This window comes from Nitrosomonas ureae (assembly GCF_900108305.1).
GTDB lineage: Bacteria > Pseudomonadota > Gammaproteobacteria > Burkholderiales > Nitrosomonadaceae > Nitrosomonas > Nitrosomonas ureae_B.
In genome coordinates this window covers 22,566-46,941 of the sequence record NZ_FNUX01000020.1, presented here as the reverse complement: position 1 = coordinate 46,941, position 24,376 = coordinate 22,566, and the positions used below count along the sequence as shown (strand labels likewise).

32 protein-coding genes are annotated in these 24,376 nt (G+C 41.3%); 29 read left to right on the top strand and 3 right to left on the bottom strand.

Going from position 1 to position 24,376, the window contains the following annotated elements:
* Nucleotides 1-11 precede the first annotated feature (11 nt).
* The 20 genes from rplE (at nt 12) to hemB (ending at nt 11,720) form a co-directional block, all read left to right on the top strand.
* The gene (gene rplE / locus C4S39_RS11050; protein ID WP_103967053.1) at nt 12-551 is read left to right on the top strand and encodes a 50S ribosomal protein L5; all 540 of its coding nucleotides are present in this window, start codon (nt 12-14) and stop codon (nt 549-551) included.
* 7 nt (nt 552-558) lie between these two features.
* Entirely contained in the window at nt 559-864 is a 306-nt protein-coding gene (gene rpsN, locus C4S39_RS11045) for a 30S ribosomal protein S14 (RefSeq protein ID WP_103967052.1), read from the top strand.
* A gap of 76 nt (nt 865-940) precedes the next feature.
* Entirely contained in the window at nt 941-1,336 is a 396-nt protein-coding gene (gene rpsH, locus C4S39_RS11040; protein ID WP_103967051.1) for a 30S ribosomal protein S8, read from the top strand.
* Between the two features lie 11 nt (nt 1,337-1,347).
* A complete protein-coding gene (rplF, locus tag C4S39_RS11035; protein ID WP_103967050.1) occupies nt 1,348-1,881 on the top strand; it encodes a 50S ribosomal protein L6 in 534 nt (177 codons plus the stop codon).
* Nucleotides 1,882-1,891: 10 nt separating this feature from the next.
* Nucleotides 1,892-2,248: a 50S ribosomal protein L18 gene (gene rplR, locus C4S39_RS11030; protein ID WP_103967049.1), complete on the top strand. Its 357-nt coding sequence runs from the start codon at nt 1,892-1,894 to the stop codon at nt 2,246-2,248.
* 13 nt (nt 2,249-2,261) lie between these two features.
* Nucleotides 2,262-2,792 carry a 30S ribosomal protein S5 gene (rpsE, locus tag C4S39_RS11025; RefSeq protein ID WP_103967048.1) on the top strand — a complete coding sequence of 177 codons (531 nt, stop codon included), beginning with the start codon at nt 2,262-2,264 and terminating at the stop codon, nt 2,790-2,792.
* A 4-nt stretch (nt 2,793-2,796) separates the two neighbouring features.
* Nucleotides 2,797-2,988 carry a 50S ribosomal protein L30 gene (rpmD, locus tag C4S39_RS11020; protein WP_103967047.1) on the top strand — a complete coding sequence of 64 codons (192 nt, stop codon included), beginning with the start codon at nt 2,797-2,799 and terminating at the stop codon, nt 2,986-2,988.
* Nucleotide 2,989: 1 nt separating this feature from the next.
* The gene (gene rplO / locus C4S39_RS11015) at nt 2,990-3,421 is read left to right on the top strand and encodes a 50S ribosomal protein L15 (RefSeq protein ID WP_103967046.1); all 432 of its coding nucleotides are present in this window, start codon (nt 2,990-2,992) and stop codon (nt 3,419-3,421) included.
* 17 nt (nt 3,422-3,438) lie between these two features.
* Complete coding sequence (secY, locus tag C4S39_RS11010) at nt 3,439-4,770, top strand: preprotein translocase subunit SecY (RefSeq protein WP_103967045.1); 1,332 nt, start codon at nt 3,439-3,441, stop codon at nt 4,768-4,770.
* 19 nt (nt 4,771-4,789) lie between these two features.
* Nucleotides 4,790-5,008, top strand: coding sequence for a translation initiation factor IF-1 (gene infA, locus C4S39_RS11005; protein WP_013647126.1), 219 nt, complete (start codon nt 4,790-4,792; stop codon nt 5,006-5,008).
* A complete protein-coding gene (rpmJ, locus tag C4S39_RS16140; protein ID WP_445641271.1) occupies nt 4,968-5,156 on the top strand; it encodes a 50S ribosomal protein L36 in 189 nt (62 codons plus the stop codon). Before infA ends, rpmJ begins: the two co-directional genes overlap by 41 nt.
* A gap of 47 nt (nt 5,157-5,203) precedes the next feature.
* Nucleotides 5,204-5,563 (top strand): 30S ribosomal protein S13, encoded by a 360-nt coding sequence (gene rpsM, locus C4S39_RS10995; RefSeq protein WP_103967044.1) that lies wholly within the window; start codon nt 5,204-5,206, stop codon nt 5,561-5,563.
* 35 nt (nt 5,564-5,598) lie between these two features.
* Nucleotides 5,599-5,988 (top strand): 30S ribosomal protein S11, encoded by a 390-nt coding sequence (gene rpsK, locus C4S39_RS10990; protein ID WP_103967043.1) that lies wholly within the window; start codon nt 5,599-5,601, stop codon nt 5,986-5,988.
* A gap of 12 nt (nt 5,989-6,000) precedes the next feature.
* On the top strand, nt 6,001-6,627 hold the full coding sequence (rpsD, locus tag C4S39_RS10985) for a 30S ribosomal protein S4 (protein WP_103967042.1): 627 nt from the start codon (nt 6,001-6,003) through the stop codon (nt 6,625-6,627).
* Nucleotides 6,628-6,673: 46 nt separating this feature from the next.
* On the top strand, nt 6,674-7,681 hold the full coding sequence (locus tag C4S39_RS10980) for a DNA-directed RNA polymerase subunit alpha (protein WP_103967041.1): 1,008 nt from the start codon (nt 6,674-6,676) through the stop codon (nt 7,679-7,681).
* Complete coding sequence (gene rplQ, locus C4S39_RS10975) at nt 7,668-8,063, top strand: 50S ribosomal protein L17 (protein WP_103967040.1); 396 nt, start codon at nt 7,668-7,670, stop codon at nt 8,061-8,063. Before C4S39_RS10980 ends, rplQ begins: the two co-directional genes overlap by 14 nt.
* Nucleotides 8,064-8,251: 188 nt before the next feature.
* Nucleotides 8,252-9,130: a biotin--[acetyl-CoA-carboxylase] ligase gene (locus C4S39_RS10970; protein WP_258039412.1), complete on the top strand. Its 879-nt coding sequence runs from the start codon at nt 8,252-8,254 to the stop codon at nt 9,128-9,130.
* Nucleotides 9,131-9,136: 6 nt separating this feature from the next.
* Nucleotides 9,137-9,901 (top strand): type III pantothenate kinase, encoded by a 765-nt coding sequence (locus tag C4S39_RS10965; protein ID WP_103967038.1) that lies wholly within the window; start codon nt 9,137-9,139, stop codon nt 9,899-9,901.
* Between the two features lie 14 nt (nt 9,902-9,915).
* A complete protein-coding gene (gene yihA / locus C4S39_RS10960) occupies nt 9,916-10,497 on the top strand; it encodes a ribosome biogenesis GTP-binding protein YihA/YsxC (protein WP_103967037.1) in 582 nt (193 codons plus the stop codon).
* Nucleotides 10,498-10,706: 209 nt separating this feature from the next.
* Entirely contained in the window at nt 10,707-11,720 is a 1,014-nt protein-coding gene (gene hemB / locus C4S39_RS10955) for a porphobilinogen synthase (protein WP_103967036.1), read from the top strand.
* A 21-nt stretch (nt 11,721-11,741) separates the two neighbouring features.
* Here hemB and C4S39_RS10950 read toward each other — a convergent pair whose 3' ends face one another.
* On the bottom strand, nt 11,742-14,060 hold the full coding sequence (locus tag C4S39_RS10950; RefSeq protein ID WP_103967035.1) for a penicillin-binding protein 1A: 2,319 nt from the start codon (nt 14,058-14,060) through the stop codon (nt 11,742-11,744).
* Between the two features lie 231 nt (nt 14,061-14,291).
* Here C4S39_RS10950 and C4S39_RS10945 point away from each other — a divergent pair, with 231 nt between their 5' ends.
* Genes C4S39_RS10945 through pilQ form a run of 5 tightly spaced genes read left to right on the top strand, consistent with a single transcriptional unit; the run spans nt 14,292 to nt 19,258 of the window.
* A complete protein-coding gene (locus C4S39_RS10945) occupies nt 14,292-15,395 on the top strand; it encodes a pilus assembly protein PilM (RefSeq protein WP_103967034.1) in 1,104 nt (367 codons plus the stop codon).
* Nucleotides 15,392-15,976, top strand: a complete 585-nt coding sequence (locus C4S39_RS10940) for a PilN domain-containing protein (RefSeq protein ID WP_103967033.1) — start codon at nt 15,392-15,394, stop codon at nt 15,974-15,976. The genes C4S39_RS10945 and C4S39_RS10940 overlap by 4 nt, the downstream gene beginning before the upstream one ends.
* A gap of 17 nt (nt 15,977-15,993) precedes the next feature.
* Nucleotides 15,994-16,608: a type IV pilus inner membrane component PilO gene (locus C4S39_RS10935; RefSeq protein ID WP_103967032.1), complete on the top strand. Its 615-nt coding sequence runs from the start codon at nt 15,994-15,996 to the stop codon at nt 16,606-16,608.
* Nucleotides 16,609-16,611: 3 nt separating this feature from the next.
* Complete coding sequence (locus C4S39_RS10930; RefSeq protein WP_103967031.1) at nt 16,612-17,130, top strand: pilus assembly protein PilP; 519 nt, start codon at nt 16,612-16,614, stop codon at nt 17,128-17,130.
* A gap of 31 nt (nt 17,131-17,161) precedes the next feature.
* On the top strand, nt 17,162-19,258 hold the full coding sequence (gene pilQ, locus C4S39_RS10925; protein WP_103967030.1) for a type IV pilus secretin PilQ family protein: 2,097 nt from the start codon (nt 17,162-17,164) through the stop codon (nt 19,256-19,258).
* A 6-nt stretch (nt 19,259-19,264) separates the two neighbouring features.
* Here the strand turns inward: pilQ and trmL are convergent, their stop codons facing one another.
* Both trmL and C4S39_RS10915 read right to left on the bottom strand, forming a co-directional pair.
* Nucleotides 19,265-19,729 carry a tRNA (uridine(34)/cytosine(34)/5-carboxymethylaminomethyluridine(34)-2'-O)-methyltransferase TrmL gene (gene trmL, locus C4S39_RS10920; protein ID WP_103967029.1) on the bottom strand — a complete coding sequence of 155 codons (465 nt, stop codon included), beginning with the start codon at nt 19,727-19,729 and terminating at the stop codon, nt 19,265-19,267.
* Nucleotides 19,730-19,750: 21 nt separating this feature from the next.
* A complete protein-coding gene (locus tag C4S39_RS10915; protein ID WP_103967066.1) occupies nt 19,751-20,437 on the bottom strand; it encodes a ComF family protein in 687 nt (228 codons plus the stop codon).
* A gap of 134 nt (nt 20,438-20,571) precedes the next feature.
* On the opposite strand from C4S39_RS10915, the gene bioB reads away from it, so the two are divergent.
* From bioB to bioC, 4 genes are read left to right on the top strand one after another with little or no spacing between them, the layout of a single operon-like run.
* Nucleotides 20,572-21,582: a biotin synthase BioB gene (gene bioB / locus C4S39_RS10910; protein WP_103967028.1), complete on the top strand. Its 1,011-nt coding sequence runs from the start codon at nt 20,572-20,574 to the stop codon at nt 21,580-21,582.
* On the top strand, nt 21,583-22,749 hold the full coding sequence (bioF, locus tag C4S39_RS10905) for an 8-amino-7-oxononanoate synthase (RefSeq protein ID WP_103967027.1): 1,167 nt from the start codon (nt 21,583-21,585) through the stop codon (nt 22,747-22,749).
* Nucleotides 22,746-23,516 (top strand): pimeloyl-ACP methyl ester esterase BioH, encoded by a 771-nt coding sequence (bioH, locus tag C4S39_RS10900; protein WP_103967026.1) that lies wholly within the window; start codon nt 22,746-22,748, stop codon nt 23,514-23,516. Before bioF ends, bioH begins: the two co-directional genes overlap by 4 nt.
* Nucleotides 23,494-24,375: a malonyl-ACP O-methyltransferase BioC gene (gene bioC / locus C4S39_RS10895; protein ID WP_103967025.1), complete on the top strand. Its 882-nt coding sequence runs from the start codon at nt 23,494-23,496 to the stop codon at nt 24,373-24,375. The genes bioH and bioC overlap by 23 nt, the downstream gene beginning before the upstream one ends.
* The last annotated feature ends 1 nt before the right edge of the window (nt 24,376 follow it).

Genomic DNA, 24,376 nt, shown 5'->3' with positions numbered 1-24,376 from the left:
AAATAGGTTAAATGGCTCGCTTACAAGAATATTATAGAAATGCGGTTGTGAAAAAATTAATGGAACAATTCAAGTACAATTCTGTTATGCAGGTTCCTTGCATAACTAAAGTTACGTTAAATATTGGACTTGGTGAGGCAACTGTCGACAAAAAAATAATCGAGAATGCATTGTTTGATCTAAAAAAGATATCTGGCCAACAACCGGTGATTACTAAGGCTAAGAAATCCATTGCGACATTTAAAGTGAGGAAGGATTATCCAATAGGATGCATGGTTACGCTGCGACGGGTTAGAATGTACGAATTTCTTGATCGATTAATAACGATTGCAATACCCAGAATAAGAGATTTTAGAGGAATTTCGAGTAAATCCTTCGATGGTAGAGGTAATTATAATATGGGTGTGAAAGAACAAATTATATTTCCTGAGATAGATTATGATAAAATTGACTGTTTGAGGGGCATGAATATATCAATCACAACTACAGCCAAGAGCGATGCGGAAGCGAAGGCGTTATTGGCTGCTTTTAATTTTCCTTTTAAAAACTGAGATTAGAATGGCAAAGATTGCTGTTATCAACAGAAATATCAAAAGATATAAAATTGTGCAAAAATATAATGAGCGAAGGGTAAATTTAAAGAAAAAAATAAATGATTCTACGCTCAGTGATGCTGAGCGCTATGAATCTTCTCTGGCATTACAAAAACTACCGAGAGACTCTAGTCCTGTTCGATTAAGGAATAGGTGTACGTTAACTGGAAGGTCGCGAGGGGTGTACTCAAAATTTGGCTTAGGAAGAGGTAAGCTAAGAGATATTGCAATGAGCGGCAAAATACCAGGAATAACAAAAGCGAGTTGGTGATATAGCTATATTTTAGTTAATCAAAGTTTGTTCATCAGGTTTTATCAATATAACTAATCGGTGGGTAGATACCATTATGAGTATGAGTGATCCAATTGCTGATATGCTAACGCGTATCCGTAATGCACAGTTGGCTAAAAAGGAATCTGTAATAATGCCAAATTCTCGTATCAAGAAAGCAATAGCCACTGTTCTAAAAGATGAGGGGTATATTGAAAATTTTAATATCGTTGAAGGAGGTATTAAAATTAATTTAGAAATTAAATTAAAATATCATTCTGGCGACAGTGTGATTGAAAAGATATCGCGTGTCAGTAAACCTGGTCTGAGAATATATAAATCTAGTAAAAACCTACCAAATGTTATGAATGGCCTAGGTATCGCGATTGTCTCAACCTCTAAAGGTGTAATGACGCAAAGAAAAGCGCAAGTGCTTGGAGTTGGAGGGGAGTTGTTATGCTATGTTGTTTAAAGGATATTTAAATGTCTCGTGTAAGTAAAAATCCTGTGACTATTCCATCCAGCGTGGAGATAAGCTCTTCTGACTTCAATCTAACTGTTAAAGGTCCTTTAGGTGTTCTACATCAAAAATTAACTAATGATGTTATGCTGGAGGTGACTGGTAATGAGATTAGAGTTAAATGCACATCAGAATCTAAACAGTCTAATGCTATGTCGGGGACTACGAGAGCTCTGATAGCGAATATGGTTCATGGTGTTACCGTTGGATTTGAAAAGAAATTGCAATTGATTGGGGTTGGTTATCGAGCACAAGCAGCTCAAGATAAAATTAATCTGGCGCTAGGCTTTTCGCATTCGATAGATTATGTAATACCTGAAGGAATAAAAATTGAAACTCCAACGCAAACTGAAATACATATTAAGGGAATAAATAAACAAATGGTTGGGCAAGTAGCTGCAGATTTACGATCGTATAGAAAACCAGAGCCGTATAAAGGGAAGGGTATTCGTTACTCAAATGAGAGTATCATTCTTAAAGAAACGAAGAAGAAATAAGTGAAATGATATGGAAAATTTGAAAGATAAACGTCTAAAGCGATCAAAAAAAACCCGACTTAAAATTGCAGAAATTGGAGCTATAAGATTGTCAGTGCATCGAACTAATTTGCATATTTATGCACAATTAATCGATGATAAGCATCATAGAACTATTGCGTGTGCTTCTACTCTGGAGCCTGAGGTTAGAAGGGAGATATCGTCTGGTAACACGGTATCAGCGGCAACTCTTATTGGAAAAAGAATCGCGGAAAAAGGAAAGGAATGTGGAATAACAGATATCGCTTTTGATAGAGCAGGATATAAATTTCATGGAAGAGTTAAAGCGTTAGCAGAGGCAGCACGTCAAAATGGATTAAGATTCTAATGAAGGATTAGTGATGGTTAAAGCTGGAAAGGCAAATGGAAAATTCGTAGGAAGTGAGGAAGGTGGCGATGATTTGCGCGAGAAAATGGTCGCTATCAATAGAGTTACTAAAGTTGTTAAGGGTGGGCGCATATTAGGTTTTGCGGCGCTTACAGTTGTTGGTGATGGTGATGGTAGTGTCGGCATGGGTAAGGGAAAATCCCGTGAAGTACCGGTTGCTGTTCAAAAAGCAATGGATGAAGCTCGTAGAAAAATGATAAAGGTTAAACTAAGGAATGGCACTATATATCATCCAATCATAGCTTCTCACGGGGCTGCAAAGGTATACATGCAACCTGCTCCAGAGGGAACAGGGATTATTGCGGGAGGTCCTATGCGAGCAATTTTCGAGGTTGTAGGCATGACGGATATTCTTGCTAAATGCATTGGTTCTACAAATCCATATAATGTGGTGCGAGCAACACTCAAAGGGCTGAATATGATGAATACACCAGCAAGCATAGCGGCTAAACGCGGAAAGTCAGTTAAAGAAATTTTGGGATGAAGCAATGACTAAAGATATGACTCCAGACACAATAAAAATATTTTTATTTAAGAGTTTGATTGGCGTAAAAAAATCTCATAGAGCGACCATCAGAGGGTTAGGATTAAAAAAAATCAATAGTTGTTCAACGCTTGTTAAAACCCCGGAAATTCTTGGGATGATAAATAAAGTTAGATATTTAATAAAATTTTACTAATATGTTCCTAAATAAAATTAAACCTTGTATAGGTTCTGTTAAAAATAAAGTACGAGTGGGTCGAGGGATGGGATCAGGTTTGGGAAAAACTTGTGGTCGTGGTCATAAAGGACAAAAATCACGCTCTGGTGGATTTCATAAGGTAGGATTTGAAGGAGGGCAGATGCCAATACAAAGACGTTTGCCTAAAAGAGGTTTTTCCGTTCTAAAAAGAGTCGATTATCATTGTTTGAGATTGAGAGATATAAAATTAATTCCTGAAGAAGTGATTAGCATTGATTTATTAAAAAAATTTAGCATTATTCCAGACAAAGTGAGAGAAGTTAAAATTTACGGTGCAGATCAGATTGATAAAGCAATTTCATTACAAGGAATTCATGTTAGTAAAGGAGCAAAAGTAATGATAGAAGTTTCGGGTGGCAAAATATTATAGAAGCATAAGGAATAAAAGTGGCTATAAAAGGTACATCGAATAAGCCTGTCGATAAATTTTCTGATTTAAAGCGACGTTTATGGTTTTTGTTATTAGCATTAATTGTATATAGAATTGGTGCGCACGTTCCGGTACCTGGTATTGACTCAATTGTATTAAAGGACTTGTTTGAGTCGCAGGAAAGTGGTGTTTTGGGAATGTTTAATATGTTTTCAGGAGGGGCACTTTCGCGTTTTTCTATATTTGCATTGGGTATAATGCCCTACATTTCAGCCTCAATTATTATGCAACTTGGAACAGTTGCTGTGCCTTATTTAGAGGCGCTAAAAAAAGAAGGCGAGAATGGTAGAAGAAAAATCACACAATATACAAGGTATGGTACGCTTGTTCTAGCGCTAGTACAGAGCTATGGGATATCAATTGCGCTTCAATCACAAAACGGGTTAGTAATTGATCCGGGCGGGATGTTTACTCTAACTACCGTGATTACGTTAGTGACGGGAACAATCTTTTTAATGTGGTTGGGTGAGCAAATTACTGAACGTGGTATTGGTAATGGAATTTCTTTAATAATTTTTGCGGGGATAGCAGCAGGTCTGCCAAGTGCGATAGGAGGTACCTTAGATTTAGTTAGCACCGGCTCAATGCATTTCATCATTGCGTTGGGGATTTTTATAGCTGCTGCTTTAGTTACATGGTTTGTTGTATTTGTAGAAAAAGGACAGAGGCGTATCTTGGTAAATTACGCTAAACGTCAGATTGGTCAAAAAATATATGGCGGCCAAAGCTCTCATTTACCTTTAAAAATAAATATGGCCGGAGTGATACCGCCCATATTTGCATCAAGCATTATTTTATTTCCGGCAACCTTGGCCGGATGGTTTGCAAATAATGAGTCAATGATAATATTGAAGGATATAAGTGCTGCATTAGCTCCTGGACAGCCGATTTATGTAATGTTATACGCTATGATGATTGTTTTCTTTTGTTTTTTTTATACAGCACTTGTTTTTAATCCAAAGGAAACTGCAGATAATCTTAAAAAAAGTGGAGCGTTTATACCTGGCATTAGGCCTGGAGAACAGACTACACGATATATTGAGAAAATAATGCTTCGCTTAACTTTGGCTGGATCGATATATGTAACACTCGTATGTTTGTTACCAGAATTTTTGATTCTGAAATGGAATGTGCCATTTTATTTTGGCGGCACATCGCTTCTAATTATAGTGATTGTTACGATGGATTTTATGTCTCAGGTACAATCGCATGTGATGTCTTCGCAGTATGATAGTCTATTAAAGAAAACTAATCTTAAAACCAATAGCGGTAAACTAAATGTTAAATAGCGGGATATAATAATATTTGATGGCTAAAGAAGAAACGATACAAATGCAAGGTGAGATACTTGAAACTCTTCCTAATGCGACATTTAGGGTAAAACTAGAAAACGGCCATATCGTTCTTGGTCATATTTCGGGCAAGATGCGGATGCATTATATAAGGATTTTACCTGGCGACAAAGTAACAGTCGATTTAACTCCGTATGATCTTACTAGAGCTAGAATTACATTTAGAGCTAAATAATAATTTTAAAAAAAACCTTTGTGGAATGAATACTATGAAAGTAAATGCGTCTGTAAAAAAATTTTGTAGAAAATGTAAAATCATACGTCGAAATAGAATACTTCGAGTAATATGTGAGGATCGAAGACATAAGCAGAGACAAGGATAATTATTCGTTATCTATCTATTTTTATACACAAGAAACAAGGAAATTGAATGGCGCGTATTGCTGGTGTAAATATTCCCAATCATAAGCATATTGGTATAGCATTGACTTCTATATATGGAATTGGTCGAACAAGCTCAATAGGTATATGTAATGCTATAGGTGTCGATATTGATATAAAGCTTAAAGATTTATCTGAAGATCAGATAGAATTGATACGCGATCAAGTTTCGAAGTTAACGATTGAAGGGGATCTGCGTCGAGAGATCTCAATGAATATAAAAAGGCTTATGGATCTGGGATGTTATCGTGGCTTGCGTCATCGACGTGGTCTCCCTGTCCGAGGTCAACGAACACGTACAAATGCTAGAACGCGAAAAGGACCTCGTAAAGCAATACGTGCTAGATAATATGATTGTTTATGTAGTTGCAAATAGGGAATCAAATGGTTAAAACAGCTTCTAGAGTACGAAAAAAAATAAAAAAGAATGTATCGGAGGGAATAGCTCATATACATGCTTCGTTTAACAATACAATTGTTACAATTACTGATAGGCAAGGTAATGCTTTATCGTGGGCTACTTCTGGGGGTGCTGGATTTAAGGGATCTCGTAAAAGTACGCCTTTCGCAGCACAAATTGCGGCGGAGAATGCAAGTAAAATTGCAATCGATTGTGGTGTAAAAAATTTAGAAGTCAGAGTTAAAGGCCCTGGGCCAGGAAGAGATTCAGCTGTAAGGGCATTGAATTCTGCTGGCTTTAAAATAACTAGTATTTCGGATGTAACACCAATACCGCATAATGGATGTCGCCCTCCAAAAAAACGGAGAATTTGAGGAGATTAAACTTTGGCAAAGAATCTTGAACCAAAATGTAAACAATGTAGACGGGAAGGCGAAAAACTTTTTTTAAAAGGTGAAAAATGCTTTACTGATAAATGTGCAATAGAAAGGAGAAATTATCCACCGGGACAACACGGTCAGAAGAAAGGAAGAATATCAGATTATGGCGGTCAGTTACGGGAAAAGCAGAAAATAAGAAGAATATATGGGATTTTAGAAAAACAATTCCGAAATATTTATAAAATTGCAGATAAACAGCGTGGTATAACTGGCGATAACCTTCTTCAATTGCTTGAGAGTCGCTTGGATAACGTTTCTTTTCATATGGGATTTGGAGCATCTAGATCTGAAGCTAGGCAGATTGTTAGGCATAATTGTATTTTAGTAAATGGTAGTCGTGTCAATATTCCTTCATATAGAGTGAAAGCTGGAGATACTGTTGAAGTTGCAGAAAAGGCAAAAGAGCAATTGAGAATCAAGAATGCACTTGAAATAGCGAATAACCGTAATTTTCCAACATGGATCGAAGTTGATATTAAAGCAATGAAAGGAATTTTTAAGACAAAACCTGAGCGATCTGATTTACCTGCGACGATTAATGAATCTTTGGTTGTCGAATTGTATTCTAAGTAATCAATAATATTATTGATTTTCTTTATTTTAAGGCACATTTATTACTATGCACGGTACAGATTTGCTAACGCCAAGAATTATTGATGTTCAAAATATATCACCCCTTCATGCAAAAGTTGTCATGGAGCCCTTTGAGCGAGGTTATGGGCATACATTAGGAAATGCTCTGCGCCGGATATTATTGTCTTCTATGACAGGATATGCCCCAACAGAAATTAAAATCGCTGGCGTATTACATGAATATTCAGCACTTGATGGTGTGCAAGAAGATGTTGTTGACATACTAATGAATATAAAGGGCATTGTCTTAAAATTACATAATAATGATGAAGTAATACTTTCATTAAAGAAATCCGGTAAAGGTATTGTTACCGCTGCAGATATTGAACTTAGTCATGATGTAGAGATAATTAATCCAGAACATGTGATTGCACATCTGACATCAGAGGGAAAAATTGATGTACAGCTTAAGATAGAAAAAGGAATAGGTTATGCTCCTGTTAATATTAGAAAAAGCGGTATTAATGAAAAAAATAGCATAGGAACTATATTACTAGATGCCTCTTTTAGTCCAATTAAGCGTGTAAGTTATTCGGTTGAGAGTGCTCGTGTAGAACAACGAACTGATTTAGACAAACTGATTGTTGATATTGAAACAAATGGTGCAGTTGAACCTGAGGAAGCAATACGCTTTGCTGCTCGTGTTTTGGTTCAACAATTATCTGTTTTTGCTGATCTTGAAAGTACTCCTATACCAAAAGAAAAACCACAAGCTCCGCAGATCGATCCCATACTACTCCGACCAGTTGATGATTTAGAGCTAACAGTAAGATCAGCTAATTGCTTGAAGGTGGAAAATATATACTATATAGGGGATTTAATTCAGAGAACTGAAGCTGAATTGCTAAGAACGCCGAACTTAGGAAGAAAATCATTGAATGAAATTAAAGAAGTTTTAGCATCAAGAGAACTTACATTAGGAATGAAATTAGATAATTGGCCACCAGCTAATCTTGATAGTGTTTCAAAGGAAAATAATCATGCGGCACAATAATGCCTTGAGAAAATTGAATCGAACGAGTAGTCATAGAAAAGCTATGTTTCAGAATATGAGTAATTCGTTGTTACGTCATGAGATCATTAAAACAACGCTACCAAAGGCTAAAGAACTAAGAAGATATGTTGAGCCTATGATTACTTTAGGAAAAGAGCCTTCACTTGCAAATAGAAGATTAGCTTTTAATAGACTTCGTGACCGCGTAAGTGTGACAAAATTATTTTCTGAATTGGGACCTCGTTATGTTGCTCGCCCTGGAGGATATATTAGAATTCTTAAGTATGGTTACAGGAAGGGAGATAATGCTCCAATGGCTTTGGTAGAGTTGGTTGATAGGCCGATATATGAATCTAAATCAACTAATACTGATGGTAGTTAATTAATAAACTAATATTAGTATAATTGTAAAAATATATTGAATAGCCTAGGCCCTAGAAGTTTCATACATGCATGTATGCGAATTTAAGAGCGCTGCATTTGTTAGTCTTATTGAATGATGGGTTGTATCATTCAGCGAATTCTTTAGCAAAACATTTTAGATGTTCGTTAGCTTCGATATATTTCTTAGTGATCCAATTACAAAAATATAATGTTGATATAGTAAATATTAATGGATATGGAATTCGATTAAATACGCCAATATCATGGTTAGATATTGAGCTAATTACTCGATATACATCGATTGAGCCAGAAAGATTCGATTTAAAATTGTTCGATATTGTCGATTCAACCAATAATTACCTTCTTAGTCAATTAAAAAGAAATACATTAATTAAAGATTCAACTCCGGTTGCTGTTGCAGAATTTCAAACTAGTGGAAGAGGACGAGAAGGACGTATTTGGCAATGTGGTTTTGGTAACGGGCTAATGTTCTCAATATGCTGGAGCTTTGAAAAAGGAGTATCTAATCTATCTGGTTTAAGCTTAGTCGTTGGTATTGCAATTTTAAGAATTTTAAGATCTTATTCTATTCAAAATATCAACATAAAATGGCCAAATGATATTCTATGCGATAACCATAAATTAGCTGGTATTCTAACAGAAATTCGCGGCGAGGTACGCGGACCATCATACGCGGTAATAGGCATCGGTATAAATTTTAATCTTTCTGAATCAATTATACCTTTAATTGATCAGAAAGTTACTGATTTATCAAATGTAACTGGTAATTTAATAGATCGAAACCTAGTATTGGGAAAGCTATTATCAGAGCTATATAATGTTCTTGATGATTTTGCATACCATGGTTTTTCTTATTTTAAGAAAGAATGGGTTAGTTATCATTCTTACGAAGGATGTGAAGTTGATTTGATCTTTCCAAATGGCTTGGCAATAGCAGGTATAGTCGACGGAGTAACTGATGATGGTGCCATATGCTTGTTAACACTTGAAGGAAAGAAATCGTTTAATGTAGGTAACATTTCGATTCGATCTAGGATTCACTGAGAATTCATGTCCTCTATACTTGCTATCGATTCTGGAAATTCGAATATAAAATGGGGATTGTATAGTGGTGATCAGTGGTTAAAACAGGGTAATGTCTTTTACAAGGATGTTTCTAATTTAGAGAGCGAATTCATTAAATTCCCTCGACCGACCTTTATTATTATTTCTCATGTTGCTCGCGATGAAACTAAAAATCAAATAAGTAAGTTAGTTTCTCTCTGGCCCGCGAAACCACAATGGTTATGCGCTAATAGGTTTAGATGTAGTGTGATTAACGGTTATACTAACCCGGAGCAATTAGGAAGTGATCGTTGGGCAGCTTTAATTGCTGCTTGGAAAATTGAGAGGCAACCTTGCTTAGTTATTAACATGGGAACAGCAGTGACAATTGATGTTCTTTCGGAATCTGGTAAATTTCTTGGTGGAGTAATACTGCCTGGATTTGATTTAATGACTAAAAGCCTTCTGGCAGGTACTCAACTTACTACTATTGAATCGGGTAGCTATGAAGATTTTCCTGTCAATACTGGAAATGCGATACGAAGCGGTACGCTGCATTGCATACTAGGCGCTATTGATAGGATGTACAACATTTTGTTATCAAATGCAAATATAGCTTCTGCCAATTGCATCATAAGTGGCGGGAATGCTTCATTATTAATTCCTTTTTTTAAGCTTCCAATCAAGGTTATTAATAATTTAGTGTTAGAAGGCTTGATAATAGTCGCTAATGACATACTAAAAAATTCAGAATCTAGTTTCTTGCTATAAATACGCCTCATTTATTGAATGCGACTTTTTATACTTCTGCACATGAGGAACGGGATTTACCAAAGCATTCCGGCATTGAAATTGCATTTTCTGGGCGATCAAATGCTGGAAAATCAAGTGCCATCAATACACTAACAAATAGAAATCGCTTGGCATTTGTTAGTAAGACTCCAGGACGCACACAACTAATTAATTTTTTTCAATTAGCATCAAATCAATTTCTTGTTGACTTACCCGGGTATGGTTATGCTAGGGTTCCAGAGCATATACGGCAACACTGGAAAAATTTATTAAGTAACTACTTGCGAACTCGTAATTCGCTTAAGGGATTGATATTAGTAATGGATATCCGCCATCCTCTGAAACCTCAGGATATTCAAATGCTTGACTGGTTTTCATCGACAGGAAAAGTAATTCATATTTTATTAACCAAAGCTGACAAATTAAGTAAACAGCAGGCAAATATCACTTTACAGAAAGTAGCTCTTTTTATAAAGGAATTCTATCCGCAATGTAGTGTGCAGTTATTCTCAAGTATGACGAATATCGGTGTTGAAGATGCGATGGCGGTTATAACTGAATGGCTGCGTGTATAATTAGTAGCTATATGATAATTAAATACAACTATCAGAATCTATATAAAAAACCCCGGTTAAAGGGGAGTAAAACCGGGGGAACCGCCTTAATATCACTTTCCCTGTCTCAGGGAGGAAAGACAGGTGGACGATCAAGATTGTCCACTTGTGAGACACGCAATCTTCGAGTCAGTTCCCAGATGATTTTTTAATTTCTCTCATTTGTTATTATGTTTTCCTATAGTCATTTTCCTCAAAGAAGAATGCGTCGAATGCGGCACGATAAGTTTTCTCGTAATTTGATGCGAGAAACTCATCTTCTACCAGATGATTTTATTTATCCGGTTTTTGTTTTAGATGGAAAAAATCGTAGTGAGAATATCGAATCAATGCCTGGTGTGGTGAGGCAGAGTGTCGATATTTTAATGGTTCAGGCAGAGAGATGCGTGCGCCTTGGTATTCCAGCCCTTGCTATTTTTCCAGTTATAGATATCGAACAGAAGAATCTTACTGCAAGCGAGGCATATAATCCTGACGGACTCGTGCCGCGAACAATAAGACAACTAAAGACAAGCTTTCCTGAGTTGGGAGTAATTACCGATATTGCTTTGGATCCATATACAATTCATGGTCAAGATGGCTTGATCGATCAATCTGGCTATGTGATGAATGATGAAACAGTACAGATTCTTTGCCAGCAAGCATTGATTCACGCCCAGGCAGGCGCAGACATTGTGGCACCTTCGGATATGATGGATGGACGTATTTCTGCGATTAGAAATAGCTTAGATAATCATAAATTCATCCATACACGTATTCTAGCCTATTCTGCTAAGTACGCCTCGAGTTTTTATGGTCCATTTCGTGACGCTGTGGGGTCCTCTAAGAATCTAGGTGCTGGTAACAAATATACTTATCAAATGGATCCTGCGAATTCCGATGAAGCATTATGGGAAGTTGGATTAGATTTGGATGAGGGGGCTGATATGGTAATGATTAAGCCGGGTATGCCTTATTTAGATATCATTCGCCGTGTGAAAGATCAGTTCGGCGCACCTACATTTGTTTATCAAGTTAGTGGTGAGTATGCAATGCTCAAAGCCTCTGTGATCAATGGGTGGTTAAATGAAGAATCTTGTGTATTGGAGTCATTGCTTGCTTTTAAGCGCGCGGGTGCGGACGGGATTCTAACTTATTATGCTGTCGAAGCGGCTGAATGGCTTAAAAATAACTTAAATACATAAAATTAGGATATGTTCCAATTCTTAGAATAATTGATCTTTGACATCTCTCGTTACTTTGGGTGCAAACTCAATAGAGTTGTTCATTATGGGAGGAAGCAATTCATTAAAGAAGTATTCTGTAATGTCTCCATACTCATCTCTAAGTCCTGTTGCTGAATTTATTTTCGCTGCTTTAACTCCACTAGGTGGCGGGTATCCAGCTATTGGAATGCCTTTTAAAACTGGATCCATGTAATCCATCCAGAGAGGTAATGCGACACGTCCGCCAGTTTCATTGCTGCCTAACGATTTGGGTTCGTCATATCCTATCCATGCAATAGTAACTAAATCTTTCTGGAAACCGCAAAACCAAGCATCTATAAAATTACTGGTAGTGCCCGTTTTCCCTGCGAGATCACTGCGTCCCAGCTGTTTAGCTTTAACAGCTGTGCCGCGGTTAATCACGTCTTGCATCATACTTGTCATAATAAATGCATTACGTGGATCAATGACCCGTTTGGCGCCACTTGATACTGATATGGGGTGAAACTGTTCAATGACGTTACCTCTTTCATCTTCAATACTTTTTATAAAATATGGAGCGATACGGAATCCGCCATTCGCAAATACCGCATAGCCCACAGCCATCTGCATTGGTGTGACTGAACCTGCTCCAAGTGCCATTGGTAAATAAGGAGGGTGGCGTCCCGCATCAAAACCAAATCGGGTTATATAGTCTTGTGCGTAGCGTATGCCAATAGCTTGTAGTATTCGAATGGATGCAAGATTTTTTGATTTGGTCAAGGCGGTGCGCATACGTATTGGTCCTTCAAATTTACCATCGAAATTTTTCGGCTCCCATAGCTGGCTTCCTGTCTGAGTTGCGCTGAACGAGAGCGGTGCATCGTTGATGATCGTCGCCGGAGTGAAGCCTTTTTCCAAAGCCGCGGAGTAAATAAAAGGCTTGAAGCTGGATCCAGGCTGTCGCCATGCTTGAGTGACGTGATTAAATTGATTCTTGTAAAAATCAAAACCACCGACCAAAGCACGTATTGCACCATCGTTGGAATCAATTGAAACCAGTGCTGACTCAACTCCAGGCAATTGAACAATACGCCATACATTGTCTGGATTTTTCTGAATACGGATCAGTGCACCAGGAATGATATATTTTTTCCCAGGTTCTTTTTTCTCAGTAAGGGATTTTTGTGCAAATTTAAGCCCATCACCAGTGATTTCGATGATTTCTCCTCCTCTACGATAGACCTGTACTTTATTTGGTCTTGCAGCCAATACAACCGCTGCATAAATATCGTCACTGTCGTTAACTTCATCTAACGCATCATTCAGTGTTTTTTCTTGGTTTGTTCCATTTTTCAGTAAATCAATAAATCCTTCAGGACCTCGATAACCCCAACGCCGGTCGTATTCGATTACATTTTTTCGTAGAGCCTGATAAGCAGATTCTTGATCAAGTTGGCGAATTGTCGTGTAGACCTTTATGCCTTTATTATACGCGTCTTCCTGGTAGCGATCATAGATTACTTGGCGAACCATCTCGGCAACATATTCTGCCGGAATTGCGGAGATTGTTGAGCGTTTTTTTACTGGAACAGATCGTTTTTCTAATTCGCTTAGTTCTTTGCTAGAAATGTAGTTAAGTTTATATAATCTTCCTAAGACGTAAAGTTGCCGACTTTTAGCTCGCTTAGGATTGCTGATAGGATTATAACTGGAGGGTGCTTTGGGAAGACCTGCCAGCATGGCGGCCTCTGCAATATTAATTTCCTGTAAAGATTTTCCAAAGTATGTTTGCGCTGCGGCTGCAAAGCCATAACTACGCTGCCCAAGATAGATTTGGTTGATGTAGAGCTCCAAAATTTTATCTTTAGTAAGATTATGCTCAATCTTAAAAGCCAATAGTGTTTCACTAAGCTTTCTGGTAAAGGTTTTTTCTCGTGTCAGAAAAAAATTTCGTGCCACTTGCATTGTTATTGTACTGGCACCTTGCCGTACACTTCCTGCAGAAAAATTTGAATAGGCCGCTCGTAGAACGCCAAGATAGTCGACACCACCGTGTTCATAAAAACGATCATCCTCTGCTGCCAGAATTGATTGTTTTAAATTTTCTGGAACTTGAGAAATAGTCACAACATTTCTACGCTCTGCACCAAATTCTCCGATTAATAGACCTTCATCACTGTATATCCGTAAGGGAATTTTAGGGCGGTAATCCGTTAATGTTTCCAATGATGGTAAGTTTGAATAGATAACCGATGCGGCAAAACCTGCTAATAGGATTCCAATCAAGCCTAGTGCTGAGAATGCAAGGAAAAAATAATATAACCAACGAGCTAACATGAAAATAGATAGAGGCTTATCATATAATGGTATTGTCGAGTTACCCAGTGAAAGGGGGGGTATATCCAGCGCTTTTCTTTGAATAGGATTTTACAGATTCTGTCAGAATCAATGCCAGTTTTTTCAATCTGGTGAATGGTTTCATGGAATTTATGCGGACAGTAAGGATTTTACATATTCTAGCTCTGATAGGGCAACTTTTAATTTGCGAGTATCGCCGCTAATCAAACAATGTTCAAGGAAAATTTTGCTATTGATCTGGGCTTCTTAAAAATGAAGTCGCCTCCATTGATTGGTGTGGACATCAGCTCCTCATCGATAAAAATGGTTGAATTATCACAAACTGGCAAGGGAAGCCAAACCTATCGGATAGATCGTTATGTTATAGAGTCTTTGCCGGTAGATGCAATGCTGGATGGTGGAATTGCCAATATGGAAGCAGTGAGTGAATGCTTACTACGTGGTTGGAAGCGTATGGGAACTCGCTATAAAAATGTAGCGCTGGCGTTGCCTGCAACAGATGTGATTACAAAAAAAATAATTGTCCCCGCAGGGCAGCGGGAGGATGATTTAATTTTTCAAGTGGAAAATGAGGCCAGTCAATATATTCCATTTCCATTGGATGAGGTTGATCTGGATTTTCAAATCACTCGATCAATTTCCAATAATTCAGAGGAAGTTGAAGTTCTAATTGCGGCATCACGTAAAGAAAAAGTCGAAGATCGTGTGGCAGCAGCGCTATCTGCCGGTTTGAAGACTACGGTCATGGACGTGGAACCTTATGCGGCGCAAGCAGCGTTTGAGTTAACGCTGAATCAATTGCCAGGGGGAGGGAAAGACCAGATAATGGCATTAGTTGATATCGGTGCAACGGTTATGAAAGTTAATGTACTGCTCAATGGTGAGTCGATATATTCCCGGGATCAATCCTTTGGCGGCAATCAACTAACACAAGAAATACATAATCAATTTAACCTCTCGCTGGAAGAATCTGAAGCAGCCAAGCGTAGCGGAGAGTTACCTAAAAACTACCAGGCAGATGTTTTGCAACCATTCTGCGAGACATTGGCCATCGAAGTGATGCGCGCCATTCAGTTTTTTTATACCTCCACGCAATATACTGAAGTGAACCATATTTTTATAGCGGGTGGAAGTGCAGTCATTCCCGGATTGGATGCGGTTATTGCAGCACGTACGCAAGTCAGCACTCTGATTCTGAATCCTTTTGCAACTATGGAATTGTCGAGTCGTATTATCCCGCGGCAATTGAACCTCGATGCACCTTCGCTTTTGATTGCTTGCGGTCTGGCTTTAAGAAATTTTGATCCATCATGATCCGCATTAACTTACTTCCTCATCGTGAACTTAAACGTAAAGCACGGCAACAGCAAATCGCAGTGCTGGCCGGATTGGCCGGGTTTTTAGGTTTGCTTGTGGTTTGGGGTGTTCATGACATGATTGCTGAAAAGATAGAATTTCAGAATAGCCGTAATCAATACTTAAATGAGCAGATTGCGATTTTGGATAAAGAGATTGCAGATATCCGAGAAATTAAGAATCAGACACAAGAGCTGCTAACACGTAAACAAATCGTGGAGACCTTGCAAAACAGTCGATCCGAGGTTGTTCATTTACTGGATCAATTGGTACGGCTGCTTCCCGATGGCGTATATCTGCAAAGTATCAAACAAGAGGGGCATAACATTACTTTAGTTGGGTACGCGCAATCCAATGCATGGGTATCGACGCTGATGCGCAATCTTGAGTCTTCACCATGGCTTGAGTCGCCGTTATTGATAGAAATCAAAGCAATGACGATAAATAATGTGCGTCAAAATGAATTCAATATGAAAATAAAACTCAAGCAAGCATCAGTCAATGATGTGCAAAATTCTTCTTTTAATGCCGCCGGATAGAATACATACAAACTGAGATGAATAATTTACTCATGGAATTGCGTCAGCTAGATATCAATCAAGCTGGAAATTGGCCGGCGGCATTTAAGATTGCCGCATTGGTAATATTATTTGTTGCGATCATTGTGGCAGGGCATTTTCTAGTTTGGCAAGATCAGATCGAAATGCTGGGAAATATACATGCTGAAGAAGAAACGCTAAAAAACACTTATCTGGTTAAGAAAAGTAGTGCTGTTAATCTATCTGCTTTGCGTTTGCAGTTGAAAGAAATTGAGCAATCTCTTAGTGCGTTGTTAAAACAGCTTCCTGATAAATCGGAAATGGAGGCGCTATTGGTGGATATAAATCAAGCCGGCTTAGGCCGTGGCTTACAGTTTGAATTATTTAAACCCGATGCGCAGGAAACGATTCATGCATTTTATGCCGAGTTGCCAGTGTCAATCCGGGTGACCGGCAGTTATCATGATATTGGCGCATTTGCCAGTGATGTTGCGCAATTGTCACGGATTGTCACGTTAAATGACGTCAGCATTTTACCTGCGAATGACGGAAAACTGATATTGGATGCGGTTGCAAAGACATTTCGTTATCTGGACGAAGAAGAAATATTAAAGCAGGTGGGAAGTAAATAAATTATGATTAGAAACATATATCTGCTAGTATTATCTATAATTTGGTTGAGCATTATAACTGGGTGCAGTCAGAATGATTACAGCGATCTGAAAGCGTTTATACATACCTCGGGGGAGGGCTTGCAAGGTAAGATCGATCCATTGCCTGAAGTTATTCCATATAAATCTTTTACTTATCTGGCATTTGAGATACCCAGCCCTTTTATGCCGCGCAAAAATAATCAAGTACAGGCGCTCACGAGTGAAATTCAACCTGATTTGAATCGACGCAAGGAATTTCTGGAATCCTATCCGCTGGAGAATTTATCCATGGTTGGCTCATTACAACAAAAAGATATGATTTTTGCTGTAATAAAATCACCGGATGGAGCGCTATACCGTGTAAAGGTTGGTAATTATTTAGGTTCGAATTTCGGAAAAATTAACTATATTTCGGAGTCGGAAATTAAGCTATCAGAAATCGTACAAGACGAGGTGAATGAATGGATTGAAAGGACAAGTGTACTTACGCTGAAGAATTAGCAACGTAACAACCATTAAGCTAACAATAGCTATGAAAGGGTATGGCCTTAATATGGTATTTGCTGCAATATTAATTTGTTTCTCAGTGGTAATTTTTTCTCCGCAAACGGTAATAGCAGAGGCACTTCATAATAGTATCCGTTCAATCGATATCTCTACTTTCCAAAATAGTGAGGTAATTGCAAAGATTACTCTCGATCATCCGCTCCAAGCACTTCCGACAGGAGTGGTACTGGACAATCCAAATCGTATTTATTTTGATTTTTATCAGATTTCCAATGGGTTAGGAAAGAATGAACAGGAGGCTGCCGAAGGAGATTTGCGCAGCGTAAACGTCGTTCAGGTAGGTGATAGAACACGGTTGGTATTGAATTTGGCTAGGTTAATGCGGCATGAAATCATAGCGCAGGAAAATATACTGCTAATCAAGCTGCTTACTGTGCCGGAAAATCTAACATCTACCACTGTCGTGCGATTCGCTGAGGAAACTTCTAACACCCATATGAATAGGTTGCAGGATATTGATTTTCGTCGCGGTGCAAATGGCGAAGGCCGTATTGAAGTTGATATGACAAAAGCTGGCGCAAGCGTTGATGTGCAGCAACAAGGTGATGATGTTTTTGTCGAGTTTGTCGATACGCTACTGCCAGGCAGTCTTAGAAGGCGCTTTGACGTGATGGATTTTGCTACGCCTGTGCAGATCATTGAAACATCCAAGAAAGGAAATAATGTTCGCATGCATGTTAAATCTGGTGGACGTTGGGAGCATTCTGCACGCCAGTCAGGTACAAGATTTATTCTTGAAATACGGGCGCTGACCGAAGATGAAGAGGAGCAAGCGAAAAAAAGACGTGCTAATGGGGGGTATACCGGTGAAAGATTGTCGCTCAATTTCCAGGATGTGGAGGTTAGAGCGGTATTGCAAGTAATTGCTGATTTCACCAATTTGAATATTATCGCCAGTGATTCGGTGGGAGGAAATCTTACCTTAAGATTAAAGGATGTGCCTTGGGATCAGGCACTTGATATTGTGCTGCAGGCGCATGGATTGGACAAGCGTAAGGTAGGTAATGTCATTTTTGTGGCGCCGCGGAAAGAGATGGCAGACAGAGAATTACTCGATGTGGAAGCACAAATGCAAATAGCCGATATGGAACCGTTGCGCTCAGAAACTTATCATCTGAATCATCGCAGAGTTAATTCAATTTCGTTTGAGGGTATGCTGAGCAGGCGAGGTACGATTAATATAGATGAAATTAGCAATACAGTGACGGTTACCGATATTCCTGCTCGAATAGATGAAGTCAGGAAGCGCATACAAAAGCTGGATGTGTTCGAAAGACAAGTCATGATTGAAGCGCGTATTGTCGAAGCGACAGATAATTTTAGCCGCAATCTGGGGGCGCGTTTTGGTATACAGAATGCAAGTGGCCTAGGTGATCAAACCTTGGGGGTTTCGGGTAATGTAACAGGTTCAAGTGCTCTTGCTGCCGGAGGCGGGGTAAGTGGAGCCAATAACCTGAATGTGAATTTACCTGCGGCGGCGGCTACTGGTTTATTGGGTGGTCCGGCGGCACTGGGTTTGAGTTTGATGAAAATTAATAATAATCGATTAATTAATCTTGAGTTGTCGGCATTGGAAACGGATCAGAAAGGCAGAGTGATAGCCAGTCCGCGTGTAGTTACGGCTCATGGCGTTGAAGCGATTATCGAGCAGGGTGACCGGATTCCCTTCCAACAAGCTACGAGCAGTGGAGCCACGAGTATTCGTTTTATGGATGCGACGCTTCGATTAAGGGTAAAACCATTGATTACCTATAATGGTCAGATTGATATGGAATTGAATGTCAATCAGGACAGAATTGGCGCGATTATTAACCAATTCCTGCCACCGGCGATTAACACCAAGCAAGTAACCACTAAAGTATTGGTGGAAAATGGCGGAACCGTAGTGATTGGTGGTATTTTTGACCGAACCGAGAATCAAGTGGTCAATAAAGTTCCGATGCTGGGCGATATTCCGGTGCTTGGTCATGTTTTTCGCAATACAACCAGGGTCGACAATAAACGCGAGTTGTTGATTTTTGTGACTCCACGCATTTTAAATGATAGCTTGAATCTGCAATAGAGCTGCCTAGATTCCCATGGAAAAACCGGATTGTCGCCATGCTTCATAAGCAATGATGGCGACAGTATTGGATAAATTAAGACTGCGACTGTTAGCCACCATGGGTACCCGAATGCGGTGTTGTTCCGGGAAGGTATCCATAATATGAGAGGGCAATCCCCGGCTTTCCGTACCAAACAGAAAGGCATCCCCCGCTGCGTAGGTTACTTTGTCATAACCTTGTTTTCCCCGTGTGGTGATGGCAAACATTCGATGATCCCGTAGGTTGTGACAACAATCTGCCCAGCTGTCGTGCACTATAATTTGAGCAAATTCGTGATAATCCAGGCCTGCGCGTAATAATTGCTTATCTTGGAGTGGAAATCCTAAAGGTTTGACAAGATGCAATTGCATGCCGGTATTGGCGCAGAGACGGATAATGTTACCTGTATTGGGTGGAATCTCGGGTTGGTAGAGAATAATGTTGTACATGCTGACGTGATTATGGGCATACTATAGAGAATGCGGGCCTATTTGATTTTTTTCGGGCAAAGCCCGGGCTATTATCCAGTTGCTGACTTCAATTACGCCGCGTTTCCGTAGTGTCTTTGCCAGTTCATTCAATGTGGCGCCAGTTGTCATGACATCATCAACCAGTGCAACATGCTTGCCGGAAAGATCTATTGTACAATCAAAAGCGCTGCGGATATTTTTCTGTCTGTCTTTCCAGGGTAATCCGGTTTGCGGGAGTGTGTGTTTGATCCGGGTACAGCAGTCGGGTAATACACTAACGCCTAGTGACTTCGAAACATAACGACTGATTTCCATCGCCTGATTAAATCCGCGTTCACGTAACCTGATGGGATGCAAAGGCATCGGAATAATGATATCCGGCAGTATATCGGTGGTCATTAATTTTTTAATGAGCAGGTTTGCCAGAGTCGACGCCAAGAAAAGATTGGTTCGATATTTTAATGCATGAATCAGCGCGTCGATAGGAAAAGTGTAACGCAGGGCTGCAATGGTGCGCGTGAATGCCGGCGGTTTATTCAGGCAAGCGCCGCATATTTCCGAGGCCGGGACTGGCCACAGGCAAATAGGACAATGATTTTCTGGCAGTTGCGGTAAGTCGAGCATGCAGGATTCGCAGAAATCCTGACTTGTAGATGCGCCGCATAGCACACAGCTTGTTTGAGTCATGATGAGGATAGCGTCCGATCTGTTATGAACAAAGAGTAACGGAAAAATTGACAGAGCCACTTGAATCCTTGATCATCCAAAGTATTAATGATAGAAGATCGTGTTTACTTAAAAAGAATGGTAGATTAATCGGCATGAATTTGAATTCACTTATCACAAATAGCGAAACGAAAGGCAGTCCAGGCAATATTGCCGGGGAATCGCAGAATTCCGAATTTTGGAATGTGGCAGAGATTGAGTCGTTGTTGAATGCGCCTTTTAACGATTTGATTTTTCGTGCGCAAACGGTGCATCGTCAGCACCATGATCCGAATGGCGTGCAATTATCCACGCTGATTTCCGTGAAGACGGGCGGTTGTCCGGAAGATTGCGGCTATTGCCCGCAAGCGGCACGTTATCATACCGGTGTTGAAAATCAGGACATGCTGTCGCTGGATGAAGTGGTATCCGCTGCGACAGCAGCAAAAGACAAGGGGGCGTCGCGGTTCTGCATGGGTGCCGCTTGGCGTGGTCCGAAGCAGCGCGATATCGAAAAGATGACTGAAATGGTACGTGCGGTCAAGTCATTGGGTCTGGAAACCTGTGCCACACTGGGTTTATTAAAGCCTGGACAAGCTCAGCAGCTGGGAGAAGCAGGATTGGATTATTATAATCACAACCTTGACACGGCGCCTGAATACTACGAAGAAATCATTACCACGCGGCAGTATCAGGATCGCCTGAATACACTGCAACAAGTGCGCGAGGCCGGAATCAGTGTATGTTGCGGCGGTATTGTCGGCATGGGCGAGACGCGCCGTTCACGCGCCGGATTAATCGCGCAGTTGGCGAACATGAATCCTTATCCCGAATCGGTTCCGATCAACCATCTGGTACAAGTTGAGGGAACGCCGCTGTATGGCACGGCAGCGTTAGATCCACTTGAATTCGTTCGTACTATCGCCGCCGCGCGGATTTCTATGCCGAAAGCAATGGTGCGTTTATCCGCAGGACGGCAGGAAATGTCTGAAGCCATTCAGTCATTATGTTTCCTGGCAGGGGCAAATTCCATTTTCTATGGCGATAAGTTGCTGACGACGGGAAATCCCGAAACTGACCGCGATCGAGCGTTGATGGAAAAACTGGGACTCCACGCACTATCATAGATGTTTCCTGACCTGTCCGAGCAATTACGCCAGCGTGAACAGCAAGGTTTGCTGCGACAGAGAAAAATTCTCGAAAGCCCGCAATCAACTCATATCACCATGGATGGGCGTGATTATCTGGCTTTCTGCAGCAACGACTACCTGGGGTTGGCCAATCATCTGGATCTGATTGAATCGGCCAGTAAAGGCGCGCGGCGTTATGGTGTTGGCGCAAGTGCATCTCACTTGATCAACGGCCATTCTTCCGCGCATCATATTCTTGAAGAAGCACTGGCGGAATTTGTCGGATTTCCGCGGGCATTGCTGTTTTCTACCGGTTACATGGCCAATATCGGTGTTGTCACAGCATTAGTCGGCCGCGAGGATGCTATTTTTGCCGATAAACTGAACCATGCCTCGCTGAATGACGCGGCTTTGCTATCACGCGCTGAGTTTATCCGCTACCCGCATGCCGATCTTGCGTTGTTGGAGCAGCGATTATCCACTATTCACGCGCGACGTAAGCTGGTGATCTCAGACGCAGTATTCAGCATGGAAGGTGATATTACGCCAATTTCTGAGCTGATAGCAGTATGCGAGAAACATCAGGCGGTATTGTTGTTGGACGATGCGCACGGTTTCGGTGTGTTGGGCAGGCAGGGACGCGGCAGCTTGTTTTTGCCGGATTGTGCCAATATCCATTCGCCCAATATCATCTATATGGCGACCTTGGGAAAGGCTGCGGGCGTATTCGGAGCCTTTGTCGCGGCGCAAGCGGAAGTTATCGAAACGCTGATTCAATCCGCACGCAGTTATATTTACACCACAGCAACCCCGCCCTTGTTAGCGCAAGCGCTAATGACTAGTCTGAAATTAATTCAACAGGACGAATGGCGGCGGGATGCGTTAACGCAAAATATCGCGCGATTGAAAGAAGCACTGCAATCGTTGCCTTGGAAGTTATTGCCTTCCAGTACCCCGATTCAGCCTTTGCTGATAGGAGAAAGTACCGCAGCGATGTGTATCAGTCAGCGTTTGCGCGAACGGGGGATTCTGGTACCGGCGATCCGTCCGCCGACAGTTCCGCCGGATACGGCGCGATTGCGCATTTCATTGTCCGCAGCTCATCAACCGCATGATGTCTTGCGCTTGGCGGAAGCGTTGCACGAAATCGCATTGCAGGCATGACGCATTTACATATTGAATCCTTGGGGCATGGCCCCGATCTGGTGTTATTACATGGCTGGGCAATGCACAGCGGGATATGGAGCGGTGTTCAGAATCAACTGGCGCAACAGTTCCGCCTGCATCTGGTGGATTTGCCGGGGCATGGACTCAGCCCTATGTCCGAGCCGGGTACGTTGGAACACTGGATCGGGATTATTGCGGAAATTCTACCCGAGCGTTGCATGCTCGGCGGTTGGTCACTGGGCGGACAGATCGCGATGGAATTGGCGCTGCGTGAACCGCAACGGGTGCAGAAACTGGTTCTGATTTCCACCACACCGTGCTTTGCCAAAGACGAGGATTGGGAATCGGGCATGGAGCGCAAATTGCTGCAGCTTTTCCTGGAGAATTTGAAACTTAATTATGCAACGACCATTAACCGGTTTTTGACCTTGCAAATCAGCGGCGATCGCGATGCGGGCAAGATTCTGTCGCAATTGCGCAAGCATTTCTTTCAGCGTGCCGAGCCAGACTCCGGTGCATTGGAGAAAGGATTGAAGATTTTGCAGCAGAGCGATTTGCGTGATCGGATCGCCGCAATCCAACAACCTGTTTTATTATTGCATGGCGAGAATGACGTGATAACCCATCCCGCTGCCGCCGACTGGATGTACCAGCAATTACCGCAATCCCGGCAGGTGATGTTTGCGCGCTGCGGGCATGCGCCGTTTTTATCCTATCCTGAACAATTTGTGACTTGCCTCAATGAATTCCGAATACACGCTTGATAAAAAACAATTGCGCACTGCGTTCGGGCGTGCTGCCCACAGTTACGATCAGGCGGCAGTGCTGCAGCGTGAGATCAGCCACCGCATGCTGTCGCGCCTGGAATACATCAAATACCGGCCTGATGTCATTCTCGATGCGGGCAGCGGCACCGGCTATGGCAGCCAGCAATTGGCGAAACGCTATCCAAAAAGTCAATTGATCGCGCTCGATATTGCCTGGATGATGCTGTCTCACGCACGTCCCGATACGGCCTGGTGGCAACGCATGCTGCCGTTGCAGCAGCAACGGACGGATTATGTGTGCGCCGATATTGAACAGCTGCCGATTAAAAATGAGAGTGTCGGCATGGTGTGGTCGAATCTTGCATTTCAGTGGTGTAACGATCTGGAACACACGTTCGCCGAGATGCACCGCATTCTGCGTACGGATGGCCTGCTGATGTTCAGCACCTTCGGTCCGGATACGTTAAAGGAATTGCGCCAGTCTTTCGCGCGCATCGATGGCTACCAGCACGTCAATCGTTTTATCGACATGCACGACATCGGCGATTTGCTGGTCAATAACCGTTTCTCCACGCCGGTGATGGATATGGAATACATCACCTTGACCTATGACGATGTCATCGGTGTGATGCGTGATCTGAAAGCCATCGGTGCGCATAACGTGATGCAGGGGCGGCGCCAGGGATTGATGGGCAAAAAGCAATGGCAGCAGGTTATCGATGCTTACGAAATCCTGCGCCGCGACGGCAAATTGCCCGCGACATTTGAAGTAGTGTACGGCCATGCCTGGAAACCATACGATCCGCGCTCAATTCTGACGCCGGAAATGCGACGGCAACTGGGTTTGCCGCCGTGAC